This is a genomic window from Cupriavidus sp. Met-2, assembly GCF_049843575.1.
Lineage (GTDB): Bacteria > Pseudomonadota > Gammaproteobacteria > Burkholderiales > Burkholderiaceae > Cupriavidus > Cupriavidus metallidurans.
Window position 1 is genome coordinate 65,391 of the sequence record NZ_JBBHZL010000015.1, and the last position, 18,247, is coordinate 83,637.

19 protein-coding genes are annotated in these 18,247 nt (G+C 62.2%); 15 read left to right on the forward strand and 4 right to left on the reverse strand.

The window, feature by feature from the left end:
- Position 1: 1 nt before the first annotated feature.
- The 3 genes from WD006_RS25670 to WD006_RS25680 are packed head-to-tail and all read left to right on the forward strand — an operon-like array spanning position 2 to position 2,781.
- Positions 2-1,309 (forward strand): SEL1-like repeat protein, encoded by a 1,308-nt coding sequence (locus tag WD006_RS25670; protein WP_231108895.1) that lies wholly within the window; start codon positions 2-4, stop codon positions 1,307-1,309.
- The gene (locus WD006_RS25675) at positions 1,303-1,506 is read left to right on the forward strand and encodes a hypothetical protein (RefSeq protein ID WP_231108894.1); all 204 of its coding nucleotides are present in this window, start codon (positions 1,303-1,305) and stop codon (positions 1,504-1,506) included. The genes WD006_RS25670 and WD006_RS25675 overlap by 7 nt, the downstream gene beginning before the upstream one ends.
- A gap of 3 nt (positions 1,507-1,509) precedes the next feature.
- Positions 1,510-2,781: an SEL1-like repeat protein gene (locus WD006_RS25680; RefSeq protein ID WP_231108893.1), complete on the forward strand. Its 1,272-nt coding sequence runs from the start codon at positions 1,510-1,512 to the stop codon at positions 2,779-2,781.
- Here WD006_RS25680 and WD006_RS25685 read toward each other — a convergent pair.
- Positions 2,774-3,082 carry a hypothetical protein gene (locus WD006_RS25685; RefSeq protein ID WP_029309544.1) on the reverse strand — a complete coding sequence of 103 codons (309 nt, stop codon included), beginning with the start codon at positions 3,080-3,082 and terminating at the stop codon, positions 2,774-2,776. The genes WD006_RS25680 and WD006_RS25685 overlap by 8 nt on opposite strands.
- A 112-nt stretch (positions 3,083-3,194) precedes the next feature.
- Complete coding sequence (locus WD006_RS25690) at positions 3,195-4,145, reverse strand: LysR family transcriptional regulator (protein ID WP_011518847.1); 951 nt, start codon at positions 4,143-4,145, stop codon at positions 3,195-3,197.
- Positions 4,146-4,361: 216 nt separating this feature from the next.
- On the opposite strand from WD006_RS25690, the gene oxlT (WD006_RS25695) reads away from it, so the two are divergent.
- The 5 genes from oxlT (WD006_RS25695) (at position 4,362) to WD006_RS25715 (ending at position 10,212) form a co-directional block, all read left to right on the forward strand.
- On the forward strand, positions 4,362-5,705 hold the full coding sequence (oxlT, locus tag WD006_RS25695; protein ID WP_011518848.1) for an oxalate/formate MFS antiporter: 1,344 nt from the start codon (positions 4,362-4,364) through the stop codon (positions 5,703-5,705).
- A gap of 32 nt (positions 5,706-5,737) precedes the next feature.
- A complete protein-coding gene (locus tag WD006_RS25700; protein ID WP_011518849.1) occupies positions 5,738-6,667 on the forward strand; it encodes a LysR family transcriptional regulator in 930 nt (309 codons plus the stop codon).
- 218 nt (positions 6,668-6,885) lie between these two features.
- Positions 6,886-7,104, forward strand: a complete 219-nt coding sequence (locus tag WD006_RS25705) for a hypothetical protein (protein WP_011518850.1) — start codon at positions 6,886-6,888, stop codon at positions 7,102-7,104.
- 610 nt (positions 7,105-7,714) lie between these two features.
- Positions 7,715-9,040 carry an oxalate/formate MFS antiporter gene (gene oxlT, locus WD006_RS25710; RefSeq protein WP_375199016.1) on the forward strand — a complete coding sequence of 442 codons (1,326 nt, stop codon included), beginning with the start codon at positions 7,715-7,717 and terminating at the stop codon, positions 9,038-9,040.
- Positions 9,041-9,195: 155 nt separating this feature from the next.
- Positions 9,196-10,212 carry a zinc-binding alcohol dehydrogenase family protein gene (locus tag WD006_RS25715; RefSeq protein ID WP_011518852.1) on the forward strand — a complete coding sequence of 339 codons (1,017 nt, stop codon included), beginning with the start codon at positions 9,196-9,198 and terminating at the stop codon, positions 10,210-10,212.
- Between the two features lie 107 nt (positions 10,213-10,319).
- Here the strand turns inward: WD006_RS25715 and WD006_RS25720 are convergent, their stop codons facing one another.
- Positions 10,320-11,351, reverse strand: a complete 1,032-nt coding sequence (locus WD006_RS25720; protein WP_035833871.1) for an alpha/beta fold hydrolase — start codon at positions 11,349-11,351, stop codon at positions 10,320-10,322.
- Between the two features lie 197 nt (positions 11,352-11,548).
- Entirely contained in the window at positions 11,549-12,169 is a 621-nt protein-coding gene (locus WD006_RS25725) for a TetR/AcrR family transcriptional regulator (protein ID WP_035833851.1), read from the reverse strand.
- Positions 12,170-12,451: 282 nt separating this feature from the next.
- Here WD006_RS25725 and WD006_RS25730 point away from each other — a divergent pair, with 282 nt between their 5' ends.
- The 7 genes from WD006_RS25730 to WD006_RS25760 all read left to right on the forward strand — a co-directional run bounded on the left by WD006_RS25730 (position 12,452) and on the right by WD006_RS25760 (position 18,243).
- On the forward strand, positions 12,452-12,823 hold the full coding sequence (locus tag WD006_RS25730; RefSeq protein WP_011518855.1) for a helix-turn-helix domain-containing protein: 372 nt from the start codon (positions 12,452-12,454) through the stop codon (positions 12,821-12,823).
- 455 nt (positions 12,824-13,278) lie between these two features.
- A complete protein-coding gene (gene hmgA / locus WD006_RS25735) occupies positions 13,279-14,607 on the forward strand; it encodes a homogentisate 1,2-dioxygenase (RefSeq protein ID WP_011518857.1) in 1,329 nt (442 codons plus the stop codon).
- A gap of 38 nt (positions 14,608-14,645) precedes the next feature.
- Entirely contained in the window at positions 14,646-15,908 is a 1,263-nt protein-coding gene (fahA, locus tag WD006_RS25740; protein WP_029309548.1) for a fumarylacetoacetase, read from the forward strand.
- A gap of 211 nt (positions 15,909-16,119) precedes the next feature.
- Positions 16,120-16,905, forward strand: a complete 786-nt coding sequence (locus tag WD006_RS25745; RefSeq protein ID WP_035833853.1) for a beta-ketoacyl synthase chain length factor — start codon at positions 16,120-16,122, stop codon at positions 16,903-16,905.
- The gene (locus WD006_RS25750) at positions 16,898-17,677 is read left to right on the forward strand and encodes a lysophospholipid acyltransferase family protein (RefSeq protein ID WP_011518860.1); all 780 of its coding nucleotides are present in this window, start codon (positions 16,898-16,900) and stop codon (positions 17,675-17,677) included. The genes WD006_RS25745 and WD006_RS25750 overlap by 8 nt, the downstream gene beginning before the upstream one ends.
- Positions 17,664-17,933 carry a phosphopantetheine-binding protein gene (locus WD006_RS25755; protein ID WP_011518861.1) on the forward strand — a complete coding sequence of 90 codons (270 nt, stop codon included), beginning with the start codon at positions 17,664-17,666 and terminating at the stop codon, positions 17,931-17,933. The genes WD006_RS25750 and WD006_RS25755 overlap by 14 nt, the downstream gene beginning before the upstream one ends.
- 52 nt (positions 17,934-17,985) lie before the next feature.
- Positions 17,986-18,243, forward strand: coding sequence for an acyl carrier protein (locus WD006_RS25760; RefSeq protein ID WP_008652282.1), 258 nt, complete (start codon positions 17,986-17,988; stop codon positions 18,241-18,243).
- The last annotated feature ends 4 nt before the right edge of the window (positions 18,244-18,247 follow it).

An 18,247-nucleotide genomic window follows, 5' to 3' on the forward strand; every position in this document is an offset into this window, starting at 1 on the left:
GATGCATATCGCACTGGCCGTGCTGCTAGCCGCCCTTACCTTGACCGCCTGCTCCAAGGAAAACTCTATGCCGACCGTCCCCGATCTGGCCACCGTTCGCGCCAATCTGGCCTTTACCTGTGTCTACGAGGCGGACCATCTGCCGCCGCTTGATCCGGAGGCCGATGTGTTGTTCAAGTACGCCCGCTATCTGCAGAAGCTTGAGGGACCCAAGGACTTCGATGACGTAGCGCGCTACTACCGGATCGCGGCGGCTCATGGTCATTACAAGGCCAACAGCAACCTGCAGAAGCTGGTCTCGGAAGGCATGGCGTCATCGCCGCTCCCACAGCGGGAGAGCGTCGCGCTGGCCAGTCAGTTGATCGACGCGGGCGTGCCGTCGGGCTACTACGGCATCGGCTATTACCTGAACCTGGGATATGGACTCAAACAGGACAAGGAGATGGCGCTGCGTTATTTCCGCAAAGCTGCCGATCTGGGCAATGCGGATGCGCAGTTTTATGTCGGGAAGCTGCTAGCTCCCCGGGATAAGGCGCCGGAAATCGCTAGGCAAATGCGACAGTGCGCCGCCGATCAAGGGCATGGGGAGGCAGCGAGTACATTGGGATTTGTTCTCAAGAATCGATCCAATTATGCGGAAGCGTTAGAGGCCTTTCAGAAGGGAGTGCAAGCTGGGAATAGCATGTCGGCCTTCTTTCTTGCGGATTCCTTTAAGGGGCCACCGCCAGCCGAGGAGCTGCATTACCTCTCCCTTGCACAAGATTCCGAACGGTCGCGGCGCTACAAGCTGATCTGGCGGTTCCTGATACGCAACGACGGCCGCAACCCCAAAGTGCCGGACATCGATCAGATCGTCCCACTGCCCCCTGCGAAGCTGCCGCCCTGGAATGGCACCTTCCAGTGGCAGAAGGAACAGGATGCCGCGGTCCCGCCCGACAAGCCATCGGACGAACTCATCAACCGCCTGAGCAAGGCCAAGAATCTAGACCCGGCCACCGGCCTGCCGCTGACCACTTCAGCAAAGACCGCGCAGACGACGATCTCGGCGCCGGAGCAGAAGCCGCTGCCACTCGGTACTGAGGCGAGCACGGGCGAGCAGTGTCCGCAACGTGGACTGTGGTGCGTCAGAGGTGCCGCCAGCATCTCGGGCTCCAGGCGCGAGTTCGAGAAGGGGGACATTCTGCCTCCACTGACGGCCTACGATCCGCGCCCCTTTGCGTGGATGGATTCCCTGCTGGGAATGCGTGAGCAATCCGCTGACGTGACCTGGGAACTCATTGCCTACAGAGCCACGAGAACGACGTGGTGACGCGGCCATTGCGCCGGAAACTTTGGCATGACCATACGAAGGGGATGGGCGATCACGATGATCCGGCGAAGGCATTTAAGCAGTGGGGGAAGATCATCGGAGAGAACGCGAGACGCAAGAAGACCGGGAAAGAAGCGCCCCATGCCTCTCTGATCGAATTCCACCGCGACGACCCGAAGCGGACCTACAAGGACTGACCGATGCGCATCGCACTGGCCGTACTGCTGGCGGCCTTCACGCTCACCGCGTGTTCCAAGGAAACCTCTATGCCGACCGTCCCCGATCTGGCCACCGTTCGCGCCAATCTGGCCTTTACCTGCGTCCGCGAGGCGGACCATCTGCCGCCGCTTGATCCGGAGGCCGATGCGTTGTTCAAGTACGCCCGCTATCTGCAGAAGCTTGAGGGACCCAAGGACTTCGATGACGTAGCGCGCTACTACCGGATCGCGGCGGCTCATGGTCATTACAAGGCCAACGGCAACCTGCAGAAGCTGGTCTCGGAAGGATTGGCGGCATCGCCGCTCCCACAGCGGGAGAGCGTCGCGTTGGCCAGTCAGTTGATCGATGCGGGCGTGCCGTCGGGCTACTACGACATCGGCTACTACCTGAACTTGGGATATGGGCTGAAGCAGGACAAGGAGATGGCGCTGCGCTACTTCCGCAAGGCTGCCGATCTGGGCAATGCCGATGCGCAGTTCTACGTAGGGGACTTGCTGGAACCGTGGGACAAGGCCCCCGATATCGCCAGGCAAATGTACCAGTGTGCGACCGATCAAGGCTTTGGCAAAGCCGCCGGGATTCTGGGCATCAGCCTGAAGGGCGATCGCCAATATGCGGAATCCATTGCCGCTTTCCAGAAGGGCGTTATGGCGGGAGACACCACATCGGTCTCATTTCTTGAACATGGCTTTCAGGGGCCTCCGCCAACTGAGAAACTCTATTACCTCGCCCTTCCAAACGATCCCGAACGGTCGCGGCGCTACGAGCTGATCTGGCGGTTCCTGATACGCAACGACGGCCGCAACCCCAAAGTGCCGGACATCGATCAGATCGTGCCACTGCCTCCTGCGAAGCTGCCGCCCTGGGATGGCACCTTCCAGTGGCAGAAAGAACAGGATGCCGCGGTCCCACTGGAAAAGCCATCGGACGAACTCATCAACCGCCTGAGCCAGGCCAGGAATCTTGATCCGGCCACCGGCCTGCCGCTGACCACTTCAGCAAAGACCGCGCAGACGGCGACCTCGGCGCCGGAGCGGAAGCCGCTGCCACTCGGTACTGAGGCGAGTACGGGCGAGCAGTGTCCGCAACGCGGACTGTGGTGCGTCAGAGGTGCCGCAAGCATCTCGGGCTCCAGGCGCGAGTTCGAGAAGGGGGACATTCTGCCTCCACTGACGGCCTACGATCCGCGCCCCTTTGCGTGGATGGATTCCCTGCTGGGAATGCGTGAGCAGTCCGCTGACGTGATCAGTTGACGCCGGCGCCTGCCATTGCCCGCATGTACTCGCTCTTCTTATCGAAGATGAGTTCGCTCAGGAACGATGCCTCGTAGGCCTTCAACAGGTGCGCGTGGAAGTCTTCGATATAGCGCGTGACGCGGGTCTTCTCGCATTCGATGCCGCAGAGCCAGTCGAACATCTGCATGTCCCAGCGGAAGCGCAGCCCGAGTTCGGCGAACGCGGCGTTGTACGCGGCGAGCTGCATTTCGCGATCAGGCTGGCCCTTCTCGCTGACTGCCGGGGCGGTAATCGGTGCGGCGGGCTGGAGTTGGTTCATGATCGTCTCCTTGCATGGCAGGTGGGGCGGCTTGATGCCGGTTTGATGCCTGCAGCTTAGATGGGACGATCGATTTACGATAATTAAAGTTTCATCGCAAAATCATAAGCAATCATTTATGGATGGCGCGCGGGCGAATCAGCCCCTCCACGCCAGTGATCTGCTGGATCAGCGTGGCGCCTTCTTCCATGAGGAAATGCTTGAATGCCAGGGCCACGGGTGGCAGGCGCTTGTTTTTGCGGTGCACCACGTACCAGTTGAGCATCACCGGGAAGCCCTGGATGTCGAGCACGGCCAGCTTGCCGGCCTGAAGTTCCAGGCCCACCGTGTGGGCTGACAGGAAGGCGATGCCCATGTTCGCGATTACCGCCTGCTTGATGGTCTCGGTGCTCTTGATCTCCATCGCGATGCGCAGGTTCGACAAGCGGCCCGCGAAGCCTTCCTGCATCGAATTCCAGGTGTCCGAGCCTTTCTCGCGCGAGACGAATGCTTCCTCGGCCAGGTCAGCCAGCGGGATATTGCGCTGGTCCACCAGCGGATGGTTCGGCGCGGCGACAATCACGTAGGGGTGGGGGGCGAATGCTTCGGCGATCGTATCCATGCCTTCCGGCGGGCGAACCATCACCGCCAGATCGGTCAGGTTGCCGGCTAGCTGATGCAGCAGTTCCTCGCGATTGTGCACGGCAAGATTGAGCGTGACCGATTCGTGCCGGTTCATGAACTCGGCCAGCAGGCGGGGGAAGAAGTAGTCACCGGCACTGATAACCGCGACGTTGAGGCGGCCCCCGGATATACCCTTAAGCTGCGCCATCGCGTCTTCGGCCTCGCGGAACTGCTGGATGATGCATCGGCTGTAATGCAGCATCTCGGTGCCGGCCGGCGTCAGGTAGATGCGCTTTCCAAGCTGCTCGAAGAGGGGCAGGCCGACATGGAGTTCGAGCTGTCGAACCTGTGTGGAAACAGCAGGTTGCGTGAGATGAAGCTCCTCCGCCGCGCGTGAGAAGCTCAGATGGCGGGCCACCGTTTCGAACACTTTCAGCTGGCGAAGCGTCGCGTTCTTCATCGCACGATATCCTGCAATCTATAAATGATCGTCAATGATCATAATAAAAAACTTTATGCTGTGCTGATCTAAGTTTGAAGTAGCATCAATCCACAGATGCAACGTGCCGCAATGTCAGGCGCGCTCATTCAGTAGTGAAAAAGTCGGGCGTCCACAAGGCCAGCCCAGCAGTCGCGCCACCAGAGCGCGAAAGACACTAATGCAAGGAGACACGACATGGCGCACACCAACGCGGCAGGCCCCGCCGTGGGCAACTTCAACGGCGGGCTGCTTCGCAACCGCTGGTTCCAGCTCTTCATCGGCGTGATCTGCATGGGGCTGGTGGCCAACCTCCAGTATGGCTGGACATTGTTCGTCACCCCCATGAATGCCCGGCACCACTGGGGCGAATCGGCGATCCAGGTTGCATTTTCCATTTTCATCGTCACCGAAACCTGGCTCGTGCCGCTGGAAGGCTGGCTCGTCGACAAGTTCGGGCCCCGCCCCGTGGTGGCCGGCGGCGCGATCTGTGCCGGACTGGCGTGGGTGATGAACTCGTACGCCACGACCCTGCCGATGCTGTACACGGCTGCCGTGATCGCGGGGATTGGCGCCGGCGGTGTCTATGGCACGTGCGTCGGCAATGCGCTGAAGTGGTTCCCGGACAAGCGCGGCCTGGCGGCAGGACTGACCGCTGCGGGCTTCGGCGCGGGCTCGGCGCTGACGGTGATTCCCATTGCCAACATGATCCAGAAGTCCGGCTATGAGCACGCCTTCTTCACATTCGGCATCCTGCAGGGTGTGCTGATCTTCGCGATGGCGCTGCTGCTGGTGAAGCCGCAGCCGCCCAAGGGCGTGGTGGCGAACAAGGCCATCCTGACCAACCCGGTTGAGTTCACGCCGGGCCAGATGGTGCGCACGCCGGTCTTCTGGGTGATCTATGCCTCGTTCGTGGCGGTGGCCGCGGGCGGCATCATGGCTACCGCGCAGCTTGGGCCGATTGCCAAGGACTTCGGGTTTGCCTCGATGCCGGTCACGATGCTTGGCATGACACTGCCGCTGCTGACGATGACGCTGTCGATTGACAATCTTTGCAACGGGCTCACGCGTCCGCTGTGCGGCTTTATTTCCGACCGCATCGGCCGCGAGAACACGATGTTCGTGATCTTCATTGGTGAAGGACTGTCGCTGATCGGGCTCCTCGAACTGGGCCATGACCCCTACTGGTTCATGCTCTTCGCCGCGCTGACCTTCCTGTTCTGGGGCGAGATCTTTTCGATCTTCCCGGCGCTCTGCGCCGATACGTTTGGCAGCAAGTTTGCCGCGGCCAACGCCGGCACGCTCTACACGGCGAAGGGCACCGCCGCGCTGCTGGTGCCGCTGGCGTCCGTGCTGTCCCACCACGGTGGCTGGAACCTGGTGTTCACGGTGGCGGCCGTAATGACCGTGGCGGCCGGGCTTTCCGCCAAGTTCGTGCTGCAGCCGATGCGTCGCCGCTTCATCACCGGCCACGCGATGGCGCAGCCGGTCAGCGATCACGCGACATACATGGCCGGGTTCTCGACCGGCAAGGGTGAATAACCGGTCCGGCGAATGCGGAAAGGAGCGGCAGCATGAATGTATCGCTTCCCCAGTTGAAGGCTTTCGCTGCGGTGGCTCGCCAAAAGAGCTTCACGCGTGCTGCGGCCGAGCTTGGGCTGACACAGTCGGCTATCAGCCGGAGCGTGCGCGAACTGGAAGAGGAGATCGACCAGCGGCTGTTCGATCGCACCACGCGCCAGGTGGAGTTGACCGATGCGGGCGAGATGCTGTCGCAACGGATCTGCCATCTGGTCGAGGAAGTCGAACAGACACTGCGCGATAGCCACGGCACCGGCAAACCGTGTGAAGGCACGGTGCAGATCGCCACCGATCCGGTGTTGTCATCGATGACGCTGCCGATGTGGGTGGCTGGCTGCCGCAAGGCGTGGCCCGGCATCGGCATCACGCTGCGCGACTGCTCGCATGAATGCGTGCTGCAGCGTGTGCGTAGCGGAGAGGTCGATTTCGGCATCGCCAGCAATCCGGCGCCTTGCGACGATCTTTACTGTGAACCCCTGTGCGTGGATCCTTTCCAGGCCGTGCTGCCGGCGGGGCATCCTCTGGCCGCGCGGGAGTCACTGGGGTGGGGCGAACTGGGCGATGCATCGGTGCTGACGCTCGATCAGAGTTCCGGCATCCAGCCCGCGGTGGAGCGCGCGCTGGCCGCCTATCGCGTACGCCCGGGCTCGTTGCAGGTACTGGGCCACTTTGCTGCGGTATTCGGCATGGTGGCGATGGGGCTAGGGATCGGTGTGGTGCCATCGCGGGCGCAGGCCGCTGGTATTGCGCCCTCGGCAGTGCTGCGCCCGTTGCGTCCGCAGGTGACCTCGAACGTCATGCTCGTGCGCCGCAAGGCCCGGTCGCTCAAGCCAAATGCGGCGGCGGTGTGGGACAACCTGCGTGCCCAGGAGTACGAGCGTGGCGATTACGGCAATCAGGGGTTGCTGAAGAAAGTGGGGTAGGGCATTGAATCGAATTCACGTGCGGCACTGCCGCAGGCGTATTCCGATCAACTTTTGATGCGACGGACGTTCAATTTGAGATGCGCAACGCACCCTACGGGGTGCGTTGTTGCTTTTAGAGCGACACGTCTATTGATATATCACATACAAAATATTTACAGACGCCGCAGTGCAGCATATACTGAGGACTCCTTGATCTATCTCACTTAGGAGTTTTCATGAACGCCGTACTGCTTTCCGCCATCGCCCTCGGTTTGATCGCGACGGGTGTCGCCGTGACCTACCTGTTGGCAACGCGCCTGCCGATGCGCCTGCTGGCCACGGCGCAAGACCATGGTCGTTTCGCCGGACTCGGGTCCACGCAGGAAATTGACGGTGCGGGCCGCGCAACGCCGAGCACCTCCACATCGGTGCAGCCGCAACTCGCGCACGCCTGATACTCCCAGGCGAGTTTTACCAGCAGGAGCCTTGTGACGGCCGGCAACTCCTGATGTCCAGCAGTACCGAGCAGTTTCCCCACGGCCGTTCCTCCCTTGTTTCCGCTTCGTTTCGTTCAGACGCTTCCACGCAAGCCTGTCGAATCGGTCTCCGATCTTCCCGATTCCCTTTCGGGTTCATGCGGTGGTGTTCTGAACCACCCGCCACTCATCCGTTGCCTGTCTGATTCGCCGCTTGGGACTTTCCCTAGGGCGGTCGATTCACGACGTGCGCCGCAACATTTCGCGCCGGCTTTTTCCGGTCGTGCATTGATGCCGGATTTGTACCTAAGTCATTGATCCGGAATGAGGCTTGCCGGGGTAGGGCAGTGCGTTTGATGCACCCTGCGCACCATTGATCCAGCCCCTCGAAAACCGTCGTCAAGAATGTCTGCACGATAGGTCAGGCAGGCATCCAAATCGCCTTGACACAGTTGATATATCACATACCGTATAGCACTAGAACGGCTCAGCTGTTCGAGATCAGCAGGGTGAAGCGACGCGATACACCAGAGGCATCTCCGCAGATGCCCATCCACAACGGCGACCAAGGTTGCCAGAAGGAGACACCATGGAACCTCAGCAGAACGGAAGCGCGCCGACGTCATGGTTTGCATCGCCATGGACGCAGCTCGTGTTCGGTGTGATCTGCATGGCGATGATTGCCAACATGCAGTACGGCTGGACGTTGTTCGTCAATCCGATTGACGAGAAGTACCACTGGGGTCGCACCGCGATCCAGGTGGCATTCACGATCTTCGTGGTCACGGAGACCTGGCTGGTGCCCATCGAAGGGTATCTGGTCGACAAGTACGGGCCACGCCCGGTGGTTGTTTGTGGCGGCCTGCTTTGCGCGGTGGCCTGGGCGTTGAACTCGGTGGCCTCATCGTTGCCGATGCTGTACTTCGCGGCAGCGGTGGGTGGCGTCGGGGCCGGGGCAGTCTACGGGACCTGCGTGGGCAATGCGCTCAAGTGGTTCCCGAATCGTCGAGGGCTAGCGGCGGGACTGACGGCCGCCGGTTTCGGCGCGGGTTCCGCCGCCACCGTGGTGCCAATTGCCAACATGATCAAGTCCAGCGGCTACGAGGCCACGTTCCTGTGGTTTGGGCTCGGGCAGGGGATCGTTGTGGTGATGCTCGGCATGTTGCTCTATCCGCCGTCGGCCAAGATCCTCTCGGATGTAAAGAGTACGCTGAAGGCTGCGGCCACCTACAACGCCACGCCGCGCCAGGTGCTGTCCTCGCCGATTTTCTGGGTCATGTACGCCATGTTCGTGATGATGGCGGCGGGCGGACTGATGGCAACGGCGCAGCTTGGGCCCATCGCCAAGGACTTCGGTCTGCACGACTCGCCGGTCTCCATCCTTGGTCTGACCCTGCCAGCGTTGACCTTGGCGCTGACCATCGACCGTGTGCTAAATGGTCTGACACGCCCGTTTTTCGGCTGGATTTCCGACAACATTGGTCGCGAGAACACCATGTTCCTGGCGTTCGCGGTCGAAGCCGTCGGCATCCTGCTGCTGGCCAAGTATGGGCAGAACCCAACGGCGTTTGTGATCCTGACCGGCATCGTGTTCTTCGCCTGGGGCGAAATCTATAGTCTGTTCCCGGCGACGTGCGGCGATACCTTCGGACCGAAGTTCGCCGCGACCAATGCAGGGCTGCTCTACACTGCGAAAGGCACCGCCGCACTGCTGGTGCCGTTCTCCAGTGTCATTACGGCGGCAACGGGCGACTGGTATGCAGTGTTCATGCTGGCGTCCGGCATGGCAGCGGTTTCGGCCCTGATGGCAATCTTCGTACTCAAGCCGATGCGTGAAGCCCATGCGAGGAGATTTGTCCAGGATAGCGCGGGCGCGCCGATGGGATACCGTCCTGTACCGGAGGACCTGACCTGAGTGAGTGCGCTGTAAAACCTTGGCCCGCCTCGTGCGGGCTTTTTTGTCGTTCTATTTTCCCGATATGCGGGAAAGTGATTGCGGGATCTTCCGGCTAATCGTCGGGATCGTTTGCGACTAGCATCCGCTTATCTCTCCCTTCAAAGGATGCCGCCATGAAAGCCATTGGTCTGACCCGTTACCTGCCCATCAGCGATCCGCAGTCGCTCGTCGATGTCGAGATCGCCCAGCCCGAGGCCAGCGGCCATGACCTGCTGGTCAAGGTGGAGGCAATCTCGGTGAATCCCGTGGACACCAAGGTCCGGGCGCCGAAAGACAAGGTCGAGGATGCGCCGCGCGTGTTGGGCTGGGATGCCGCTGGCACCGTCGTGGCTGTCGGCGCGGATGTCACGCTGTTCAAGGTAGGCGATCCCGTGTTCTACGCCGGCAGCATTACGCGCCCGGGCGCGAATAGCGAGTACCACCTGGTAGACGAACGGATCGTCGGCCATAAGCCGGCTTCGCTCGATTTCCCGCAAGCGGCAGCCTTGCCGCTGACAGCCATCACGGCCTGGGAAGCGATGTTCGATCGCCTGCGTATCTCGCCGAAAGGCGAGGACGCCGGAAAATCGGTGTTGATTATTGGTGGCGCGGGTGGGGTAGGGTCGATCGGCATCCAGCTTGCCAAGGTTCTGGCTGGCTTGACGGTGATTGCCACGGCGTCCCGGCCGGAATCTGAAGCCTGGTGCCGCGGGCTTGGGGCCGACCATACGATTGATCATCACGGCGACATCCCGGCCCAACTGCGCGCGCTGGGTTTCGCGCATGTGGACTTCGTCCTCTGCTTCAACGACACCGATCGCCATTTCAACGCCATGGCCGAGGCTATCGCCCCGCAGGGAACGATCTGCACGATCGTGGAGAATACCGGCCCCCTGGCCATTTCGGCGCTCAAGAACAAGAGCGCCGGCTTTGTCTGGGAATTAATGTTCACGCGGGCGATGTTCCAGACGCCGGACATAATTGCGCAACACCGGCTGCTGAATGAGGTGGCGCGGTTGATCGATGCCGGCAAGCTGCGGACTACGGTGGGTGACAACCTCGGCACCATCAATGCGGCCAATCTGCGTCGCGCCCATGCGCTGCTCGAAGGCGGGCGAACGATCGGCAAACTTGTGCTCTCCGGCTTCTGATAGCGGTATATCTGCAATTAACTGCCAGGCAGCGCGCGACACCAATATGAAGGGGCGGGCCTCTCGCGAGGCCCGCCCCTTTTGCTTTGCTTGCAGTCGGGGCGAGATCAGATGGTGGTCGCCGGCGACGTCCGCGCGCTTGTCATGCGATGCACGGGTGGTATCGCCTGCAGATCGTTCACGAAGCCGGCAATGTGGCCAATCACGGTAGCGTCACGCAGGATCCGGCGATGCCCGAGGCCCTGGGTTGTTACCAGCCGCGCGGCTGGCCATGCGCCTGCGATTGCCGCACCGTCCTCCCAACGGACTTCCTTGTCCTCGCGATCATGAATCACCAGCGCGGGTGGTACCGGTCGCGTGCGTCCCACGTCGGGCACGTTGAACGTGGACCACTGCGTGCCCAGCCACTGTTCGCTGCGACGCTCCATGCGGGCCTGCACGTGTGGCGCCACGCCAAGTTGCCAGGCGAGGGTGGAGCAGGCGCTGTGCATGTCGGCGGGAGAGCCGAGCATGACCACGCCGCGCACGGGCAAGCCTTCGCGGATTGCATGGGCCGTGGCCGCGCCGCCCATTGAGTGGGCTACCACCGCATGGACCGGGCCGACGTGCCAGGCAACGGCCAGCAGCGATCGGGCCATCTCGATAATCGAGCTTTGATCCTGCCCGCGCGCGCCTGCGTCCGAGGCTCCATGCGATAGCGCGTCAAATGCCACCACGCGCATACCCGCCGCCAGCAAGCCGCTGACCACGGCGTGCCACTGGCCGGCTTCGCCGCCCCAGCCGTGCGCAAGCAGAACCACGGGTCCCTTGCTGCCCCAGCGATAGACGCGCACGCGCCGGCTGGCGCCCTGGCCGGTGACCAGTGCCCATTCTGCGCGGGCGCTGTCGAGCAAGCGCAGACCGTCGGGCGTGGATCGCGCGCGGGGTGGGCTGAACCACAGGCGCTCCAGCGCCCGGGATGTCGCCACGGGGAAAATCAGGCTGCCGGCCTGCCAGCTCAGACGTCGGCTGGCATGACTTATCGCTCCGGCCAAACGGAAAAGTGTGGCGCCGGCGCGTCGGCGATTGGAGGCCGTCTCGCCGGGTGCGGATGCACGGGCGGGGCGGGTTTGGGTTGACGATGACAGCACTTGCGACACGACAAACTCCTCCTGCGGATGCTTCAACCGGTCAGGCCGGCAGCAAGACCCTGTGATTCCTGAAGTTTTTTGTACGTCACGACCGACCAGTCGTGCTATTTTTTGGGCAAGAAAAAGTGGCAAAAATGCCGTTGGATACACCGCGCTTCCATCACCGATACTTATCGTGCGGATGCTCGAACGCTGCTGTTTCCGCCTTAGCGTGTCGCAACGAGCGGTTCGGCGCGATTCTCTTTCAGGTCATTGACCAGTCTTGCAAAGGCGCGCCGCGCCATCGTTTCGGCGCTGGCACGGCCCATCAGCTTGAATGACGACTGGAAGGACATGCCGATACCTTCCATTTCGAACGCAAACTGGTGCGCGTCGGTATCGGCGCGTAATACACCTTCATCCACCGCATCGCCAATCACGCGCACGATCGTGCTGTGCCAATCCTTGAATGCCTGCACAACCTTGTCGCGTATGACTCCGGGGCGATTTGCGTACTCCTGGGAGAGGGCCATGAAAATACAGCGGCCCTCCACAACCGTGCCGCCCAGCCATGCCAGGTAGCCATCGAACAGCGCCAGCAATCGAGGCGCGCCACGGCGCTGCCGCATGGCAGGGTTGATCACGATCTCGCCAAATCGCTCCATCGCGTGTTCGAGCACGGCTTCCTGCAGCGCCTCCTTCGATTTGAAGTGCGCGTACAACCCGCTCTTGGACATACTCGTGTCCGCCGCCAGGGTCGCGAGCGACAACTGTTCGAACCCGACCTGCGTCGCGGATCGGAATGCCTGCTCGATGATGGCGGTGCGAGTGAGTTGGCCTTTTTGCATGGGTTTGAGAATAGCACGACCGGTCGGTTTGTCAACTTGCCTTGTGCCACACATTGACGATACTGATGTGACGTCAACGCAAAACAGGCGGTCCCGTTATGTGTGTGGCGGGAGGAGGAAGTTGTGCTCTATCCGTCTTTTGGATGAGAGTCTGGAAGAACGGAGCGAGCCATCATAGGAAATCTGCAAAAGTGTTCCAGAAGACCTTACGGAACGCTTTACGTGCTCTATACTCGAATGCACGTCCGCGCACTTTTTTTTCACTGGTGACTGGAGACCGACATGAACAGTACAGCCGTGCCAAGAGGCGCTAGCGAACCGTTCCGGCAACTGCGGGCGTTGCGTCGAGCGCGCAAGCTCAAGCAGGAGGACGTCGCCCGTAAGGCCGGGATATCCCGGGAAGCTTATCTACGGGCGGAATCGGGACAAGCCGATCCGCGTATGTCCACGTTCCTCGCGGCCTGTGAGGCACTGGGCCTCGAGGTCGTACTTGCTCCGCAGCATCTTGCGGCAGACGTGAACGCATTCATTGCCAGCCGTAATGGCGGCGTAACAGCCGCATCCATGGCGGGCCCGGCAACCACCGCGCCTGCCGCGCCGGCCCCTGGCGGGTTCGGTTCGGGCTCGACGCCCGAAGGTCACAAGCCCGTCTGAGCCCGGTAGGGCTCCGGATTTCTCGGCACGGCGAACGTTTGTTCGCCGTGCCGAGGTCCAGTCGCCCCTGCGTTTGGGCGCGATGACCTTTTCCTCCTGGCTGGCCTGGGCGCAGCCATCGCCGCTGTCGTCCATGCAGCCGGCATTCTGCCTCGCCGATTCTCCGGCGTGATTGGCAGCCCCTTTCCGAAAGACTTTCTTCTCTGTCTGTCCTGCTTTCGCGGCACATCCGTGCAACTGCGCGTTTGCTCGCGCGCTGTCGCCTATCGTAATTGTGGTTTGACATTGCGCAAGACGATGATTACGATTTGGTAAATCGATTTCATAATACGTAAATCGAAGATAAAGCGGAGACATCGTCACAGGACGGGCCTGGCGTTCGCCAGCAGCCAGTCTCCTTGCCGCCCAGGATGCTCGCCGCGTCGCAGGTACGAGCAAAGTGAGAGGAAGACTTCATGACCCAGACCCAACTCAATGTGGCCGACACCGCCGTGGCGGAGTACATGTCCGGTTTTGCCAATGAGTTCGCCACGGAGGCGTTGCCCGGCGCGTTGCCGGTAGGACGCAACTCGCCGCAGCGCGCGCCGTATGGCCTGTATGCCGAACAGCTATCGGGCACCGCGTTCACCGCGCCGCGCGCCCACAATCGCCGTTCGTGGCTGTATCGCATTCGCCCGGCAGCCATGCACAAGCCGTTCACGTTGATCGAGCAGGATCGTTGGCTGAGCCGGTTCGACGAAGTGGCGCCATCGCCCAATCAGATGCGCTGGAGTGCGCCGGCCATGCCGACCGTTCCCACCGACTTCGTCGATGGCATCGTCACGATGGCTGGTAACGGCGGTCCGGAAGCGCTGTCCGGGTGCGGGATCCATCTGTATCTGGCCAACGCGTCGATGCGGGACCGCTTCTTCTACAACGCCGATGGCGAAATGCTGATCGTGCCGCAGGAGGGCCGTCTGCTGATCGTCACCGAGATGGGGCGCCTGGCGGTGGAGCCGCAGGAGATCGTGGTGATCCCGCGCGGCGTGCGTTTCCGCGTGGAACTGCCCGACGGCGCGGCGCGTGGCTATATCTGCGAAAACTACGGCGCGATGTTCAAGCTGCCCGACCTCGGCGTAATCGGCTCCAACGGGCTGGCCAACCCGCGTGATTTCCTGACGCCGGTCGCCAGCTACGAGGATCGCGAAGGCGACTTCGAACTGGTCGCCCGTTTCCAGGGCAATCTGTGGCGTGCCGACATTGGCCACTCGCCGCTCGATGTGGTGGCGTGGCACGGCAACTATGTGCCGTACAAGTACGATCTGCGCCTCTTCAACACGATCGGCTCGATCAGCTACGACCATCCGGACCCGTCGATTTTCCTGGTGCTGCAATCGCCGTCGGATACGCCGGGCGTGGACACGATCGACTTCGTGATCTTCGGCCCGCGCTGGCTGGCTGCGGAAGACACGTTCCGTCCGCCCTGGTTCCACCGCAATATCGCCAGCGAATTCATGGGTTTGATCGCGGGCGAGTATGACGCCAAGGCCGAAGGCTTTGTGCCGGGCGGAGCGAGCTTGCACAACTGCATGAGCGGTCACGGCCCTGATGCGGAGACCTTCGAGCGTGCGTCCGCCTCTGACACCAGCAAGCCGCACCACATCACGGACACGATGGCATTCATGTTCGAAACCCCGGGCGTGATCCGTCCGACGCGGCACGCTGCCGAGTCGGCGCTGCTCCAGCACGATTACTACACCTGCTGGCAAGGCCTGAAGAAGCATTTCAACCCGAACGTGCGTTGATCTGACGCGACTCTCGCACCAATAGGAGTAACAAGATAATGACTGCCCCCAAGACTAGCTGGGTCGATTCCGCGAACGACGGCCAGACCCATTTCCCACTGCAGAACCTGCCGTATGGCATCTTTTCGACCACGGGCGGCGCGGCACGCGTGGGCGTGGCGATCGGCAACCAGATCGTCGATCTGGCTGCGCTGGACGATGCCGGCCTGATGCCGACGGCGGCCAAGGGCGCGTTTGCAGCGTCGAGCCTCAACCGCTTTATCGCGCTGGGCAAGCCGGTCTGGACCGACGTGCGCGCGCGCCTGACCGCGCTGCTGTCCGCCGATGACCAGCGGCTCTCCGGCAACGTGGCGCTGCGCGACAAGGCACTCGTGCCGATGTCGGCCGCCACGCTGCATTTGCCGGTGGATATTCCCGGCTATACGGACTTCTATTCGTCGCGCGAACACGCCACCAACGTTGGCCGCATGTTCCGCGATCCCGAAAACGCGCTGCTGCCAAACTGGCTCGAAATCCCGATCGGCTATAACGGCCGTGCGAGTTCGGTGGTCGTCAGCGGCACCGCGCTGCATCGTCCCAATGGCCAGATCAAGCTGCCGAACGAGGCACGCCCGATCTTCAGCCCCTGCCGCAAGCTTGATTACGAGCTCGAGATGGCCTTTATCGTCGGCAAGCCCTCGAACCTCGGCGAGCCGGTGAGCACAGGCGATGCCCCGGCCCATATGTTCGGTCTGGTGATCCTCAACGACTGGAGCGCCCGCGATATCCAGCAGTGGGAGTACGTGCCGCTCGGTCCGTTCAACAGCAAGTCCTTCGGCACCTCAATTTCGCCGTGGGTGGTGACGATGGACGCGCTGGAGCCGTTCCGCCGCGAAAACCCGGCGCAATCGCCGGAGCCGTTGCCGTATCTGCAGCAGCAAGGGCAAAACGCCTACGACATCGACCTGGAAGTGGCGCTGCAACCAGCCGGCGCCACGGCGGCCAGCACGGTGTGCCGCACCAACTTCAAGGCGATGTACTGGACCATGGCGCAGCAACTGGCCCACCACACGGTATCGGGCTGCAATGTGCGCATTGGCGACCTGATGGGCTCCGGCACGATCAGCGGCACTACGTCGGATTCGTGCGGCAGCCTGCTGGAAACCACGCGTAATGGTGCGGAACCCGTCACCTTGGCTGATGGCGCGAAGCGCGGTTTCCTCGAGGATGGCGATACCGTGACCATGACGGGCTGGTGTCAGGGCGAAGGGTATCGCGTCGGCTTCGGCGAGGTAACAGGTAAAATCCTGCCGGCGCGCTAAGTACCGCGACGGCTGCTACGGCGGCCACGGCAAGTCAACAGGGCGGAGCGGCAAGAAAGTGCTGCATCCGCCCTGTTACATTTCCGAAATTCCGTTACTTTTCTGGCACAGCCAGTGCGCGCAGGAGCATGAGAGAATGCGCCGCCGACCAGATATCCAACCTATCAGAATCTGGCGGCGGACCGGGTCACAATCCTCCCACGCGCAAGGCATGACACTTGAATTCGAGATCCGCGCATGGGCGGCATGTGCGCCGGCGTTGCAGACACACGCCGACTGGCTGGCATGGAGCCGAGCCCCATGGCTGCCGGAAGGTGCTGATCTGCCCGCGCTTGCCGCGATGGCGCCGATGTTGCGTCGCCGTGTCAATGCCACAGGACGTGCCGCGCTACATCCCGCCTACGAGATCGCCGCCAATGACGCAGGCGTAATGCCGGCCGTCTTCGCGTCGCGTCACGGGGATTCGCGCCGCGCTTTTTCGATGCTGAGCGAGCTTGCCGCCGGCGAACCGCTGTCGCCCACGGCGTTCGGTCTGTCCGTGCACAACGCGATCGGGGCGATGTTTTCCATCGACCGGAGCGCGGCATCCAATATCCAGGCGTTGTCCGGTGGGAAGGACACCGTCGAGGCCGCCATCGTCGAGGCCTGCAGCTTGCTGGCCGATGGTGCCGACGAGGTTCTGCTGGTCTGCTATGACACGCCGCTTCCCGAGCCGTACCTGACGTATGCCGACGAACCGCAGTGCCTGTATGGGTGGGCGTGGCGCGTGGGCTTGCCGCGTGCAGGAGCGCCAGTGTGGACGCTCGAGTTGGCCGATCCCGCGATCGAGGTGACCGACAAGTCGGGGGACGGCCCCGTGGACGGTCAGGGCAAGCCGCTGCTGCCACACGGCCTGGAGGTATTGCATTTCGTCCTGTCCAGTGACGCAGGGGCCGGCAAGTCGCAACTGTTGCATCGCACGGATCATGCGATCTGGAAGTGGGGTCGCCATGTTTGACCGCCTCGGCCGCGCGTGGCGCGTTGTCGCCACGGCATTCTGCTTTGCGATCTTCGGCATCGGGGGCCTGGTGCTGGGCGTTCTGGTATTCCCGCTGCTCTCGCTGATGCTCTGGGCGCGTGCCAGGGCGCAGCGGGCCTGTCGCCGCGTGATTCATTCCACGCTTTGGGGATTCCTGTGGCTGATGCGCACTCTGGGTGTGCTGGACTACGAAATCCGCAATGCGGATCGGCTGCGCCGGCCCGGCCTGCTGATCGTGGCCAATCATCCGTCGCTGATCGATGCGGTCTTCCTGCTGGCGCTGACACCCGACGCGAACTGCGTCGTGAAGGGGGCGCTGGCGCGGAATCCATTCACGCGGGGGGCCGTGCAGGCCACCGGCTGGGTACGCAACGACAGCGGTGGCGTGGCGATGGTCGACGACTGCATCGCATCACTCCGCGCCGGCAGCAGCCTGATCATCTTTCCGGAAGGCACCCGCACGCGGCCCGGCGCGCCGCTGCAATTGCAGCGCGGCGCGGCCAACGTGGCCGTACGCGGCGATATTGCGCTGACACCGGTGGTGATCCGCTGCGTACCGCCTACGCTGACTAAAGGCGAGAAGTGGTACCACGTCCCACGGCGGCGGCCGCGCTTTGTCATCGACGTTCATGCCGATGTCAGCGTCGCCCAGTGGGTGCCGCAAGGCCTGGAGCCCGTAAAGGCCGTACGCCGGTTGAATCATTCACTATCTGACTATTTTTCTCGGGAGATCCGCCGTGAAGTCGCTTGAGCAGGAAATCAAGGAACTCATTATTACCTCGCTGTCTCTGGAAGATATCAAGGCGGAAGATATCGAGACCGACGCGCCGCTCTTCGTGGAAGGGCTGGGGCTCGATTCCATCGACGCGCTGGAACTCGGCCTGGCGCTGCAGAAGCGCTATGGAATCACTATGAAGGGCGAGAAGGACGAAGTCCGCGCCCGGTTCGCCAGCGTCGCGACGCTGGCCGCCTATATTGCGTCGCAGCGCGGCCAGGCCACCGCGTGACGCGCGGATGATGGTCTGGATGGTTTGAATCGGGGAACACGGAGCCACAAGCATGACGCACGACGAAATCTTCACACGCGTGGCCGGGGTGCTCGAACAGATGTTCGAGATCGACCCCGCCCGCATCACGCTCGATGCGCGCCTGTATGACGATCTCGATATCGACAGCATCGACGCCGTGGACCTGCTGGTGAAAATGAAACCGCTGATGAGCCGGCCGATCCGGGCGGAGCAGTTCAAATCGGTGAAGACGGTGGGCGACGTGGTGCGGACCCTGGCATCGCTGATCGACTCGCCGGCCACCGCCTGACAAG

What these genes read in the sequence shown, in the direction of transcription:
- WD006_RS25725 (WP_035833851.1), bottom strand. Translation starts at nt 12,169, where the DNA reads ATGCAAAAAGGCCAACTCACTCGCACCGCCATCATCGAGCAGGCATTC.
- hmgA (WP_011518857.1), top strand. Translation starts at nt 13,279, where the DNA reads ATGACCCAGACCCAACTCAATGTGGCCGACACCGCCGTGGCGGAGTAC.
- WD006_RS25670 (WP_231108895.1), top strand. Translation starts at nt 2, where the DNA reads ATGCATATCGCACTGGCCGTGCTGCTAGCCGCCCTTACCTTGACCGCC.
- WD006_RS25745 (WP_035833853.1), top strand. Translation starts at nt 16,120, where the DNA reads ATGACACTTGAATTCGAGATCCGCGCATGGGCGGCATGTGCGCCGGCG.
- WD006_RS25690 (WP_011518847.1), bottom strand. Translation starts at nt 4,145, where the DNA reads ATGAAGAACGCGACGCTTCGCCAGCTGAAAGTGTTCGAAACGGTGGCC.
- WD006_RS25680 (WP_231108893.1), top strand. Translation starts at nt 1,510, where the DNA reads ATGCGCATCGCACTGGCCGTACTGCTGGCGGCCTTCACGCTCACCGCG.
- WD006_RS25760 (WP_008652282.1), top strand. Translation starts at nt 17,986, where the DNA reads ATGACGCACGACGAAATCTTCACACGCGTGGCCGGGGTGCTCGAACAG.
- fahA (WP_029309548.1), top strand. Translation starts at nt 14,646, where the DNA reads ATGACTGCCCCCAAGACTAGCTGGGTCGATTCCGCGAACGACGGCCAG.
- WD006_RS25705 (WP_011518850.1), top strand. Translation starts at nt 6,886, where the DNA reads ATGAACGCCGTACTGCTTTCCGCCATCGCCCTCGGTTTGATCGCGACG.
- WD006_RS25715 (WP_011518852.1), top strand. Translation starts at nt 9,196, where the DNA reads ATGAAAGCCATTGGTCTGACCCGTTACCTGCCCATCAGCGATCCGCAG.
- WD006_RS25750 (WP_011518860.1), top strand. Translation starts at nt 16,898, where the DNA reads ATGTTTGACCGCCTCGGCCGCGCGTGGCGCGTTGTCGCCACGGCATTC.
- oxlT (WP_375199016.1), top strand. Translation starts at nt 7,715, where the DNA reads ATGGAACCTCAGCAGAACGGAAGCGCGCCGACGTCATGGTTTGCATCG.
- oxlT (WP_011518848.1), top strand. Translation starts at nt 4,362, where the DNA reads ATGGCGCACACCAACGCGGCAGGCCCCGCCGTGGGCAACTTCAACGGC.
- WD006_RS25685 (WP_029309544.1), bottom strand. Translation starts at nt 3,082, where the DNA reads ATGAACCAACTCCAGCCCGCCGCACCGATTACCGCCCCGGCAGTCAGC.
- WD006_RS25700 (WP_011518849.1), top strand. Translation starts at nt 5,738, where the DNA reads ATGAATGTATCGCTTCCCCAGTTGAAGGCTTTCGCTGCGGTGGCTCGC.
- WD006_RS25730 (WP_011518855.1), top strand. Translation starts at nt 12,452, where the DNA reads ATGAACAGTACAGCCGTGCCAAGAGGCGCTAGCGAACCGTTCCGGCAA.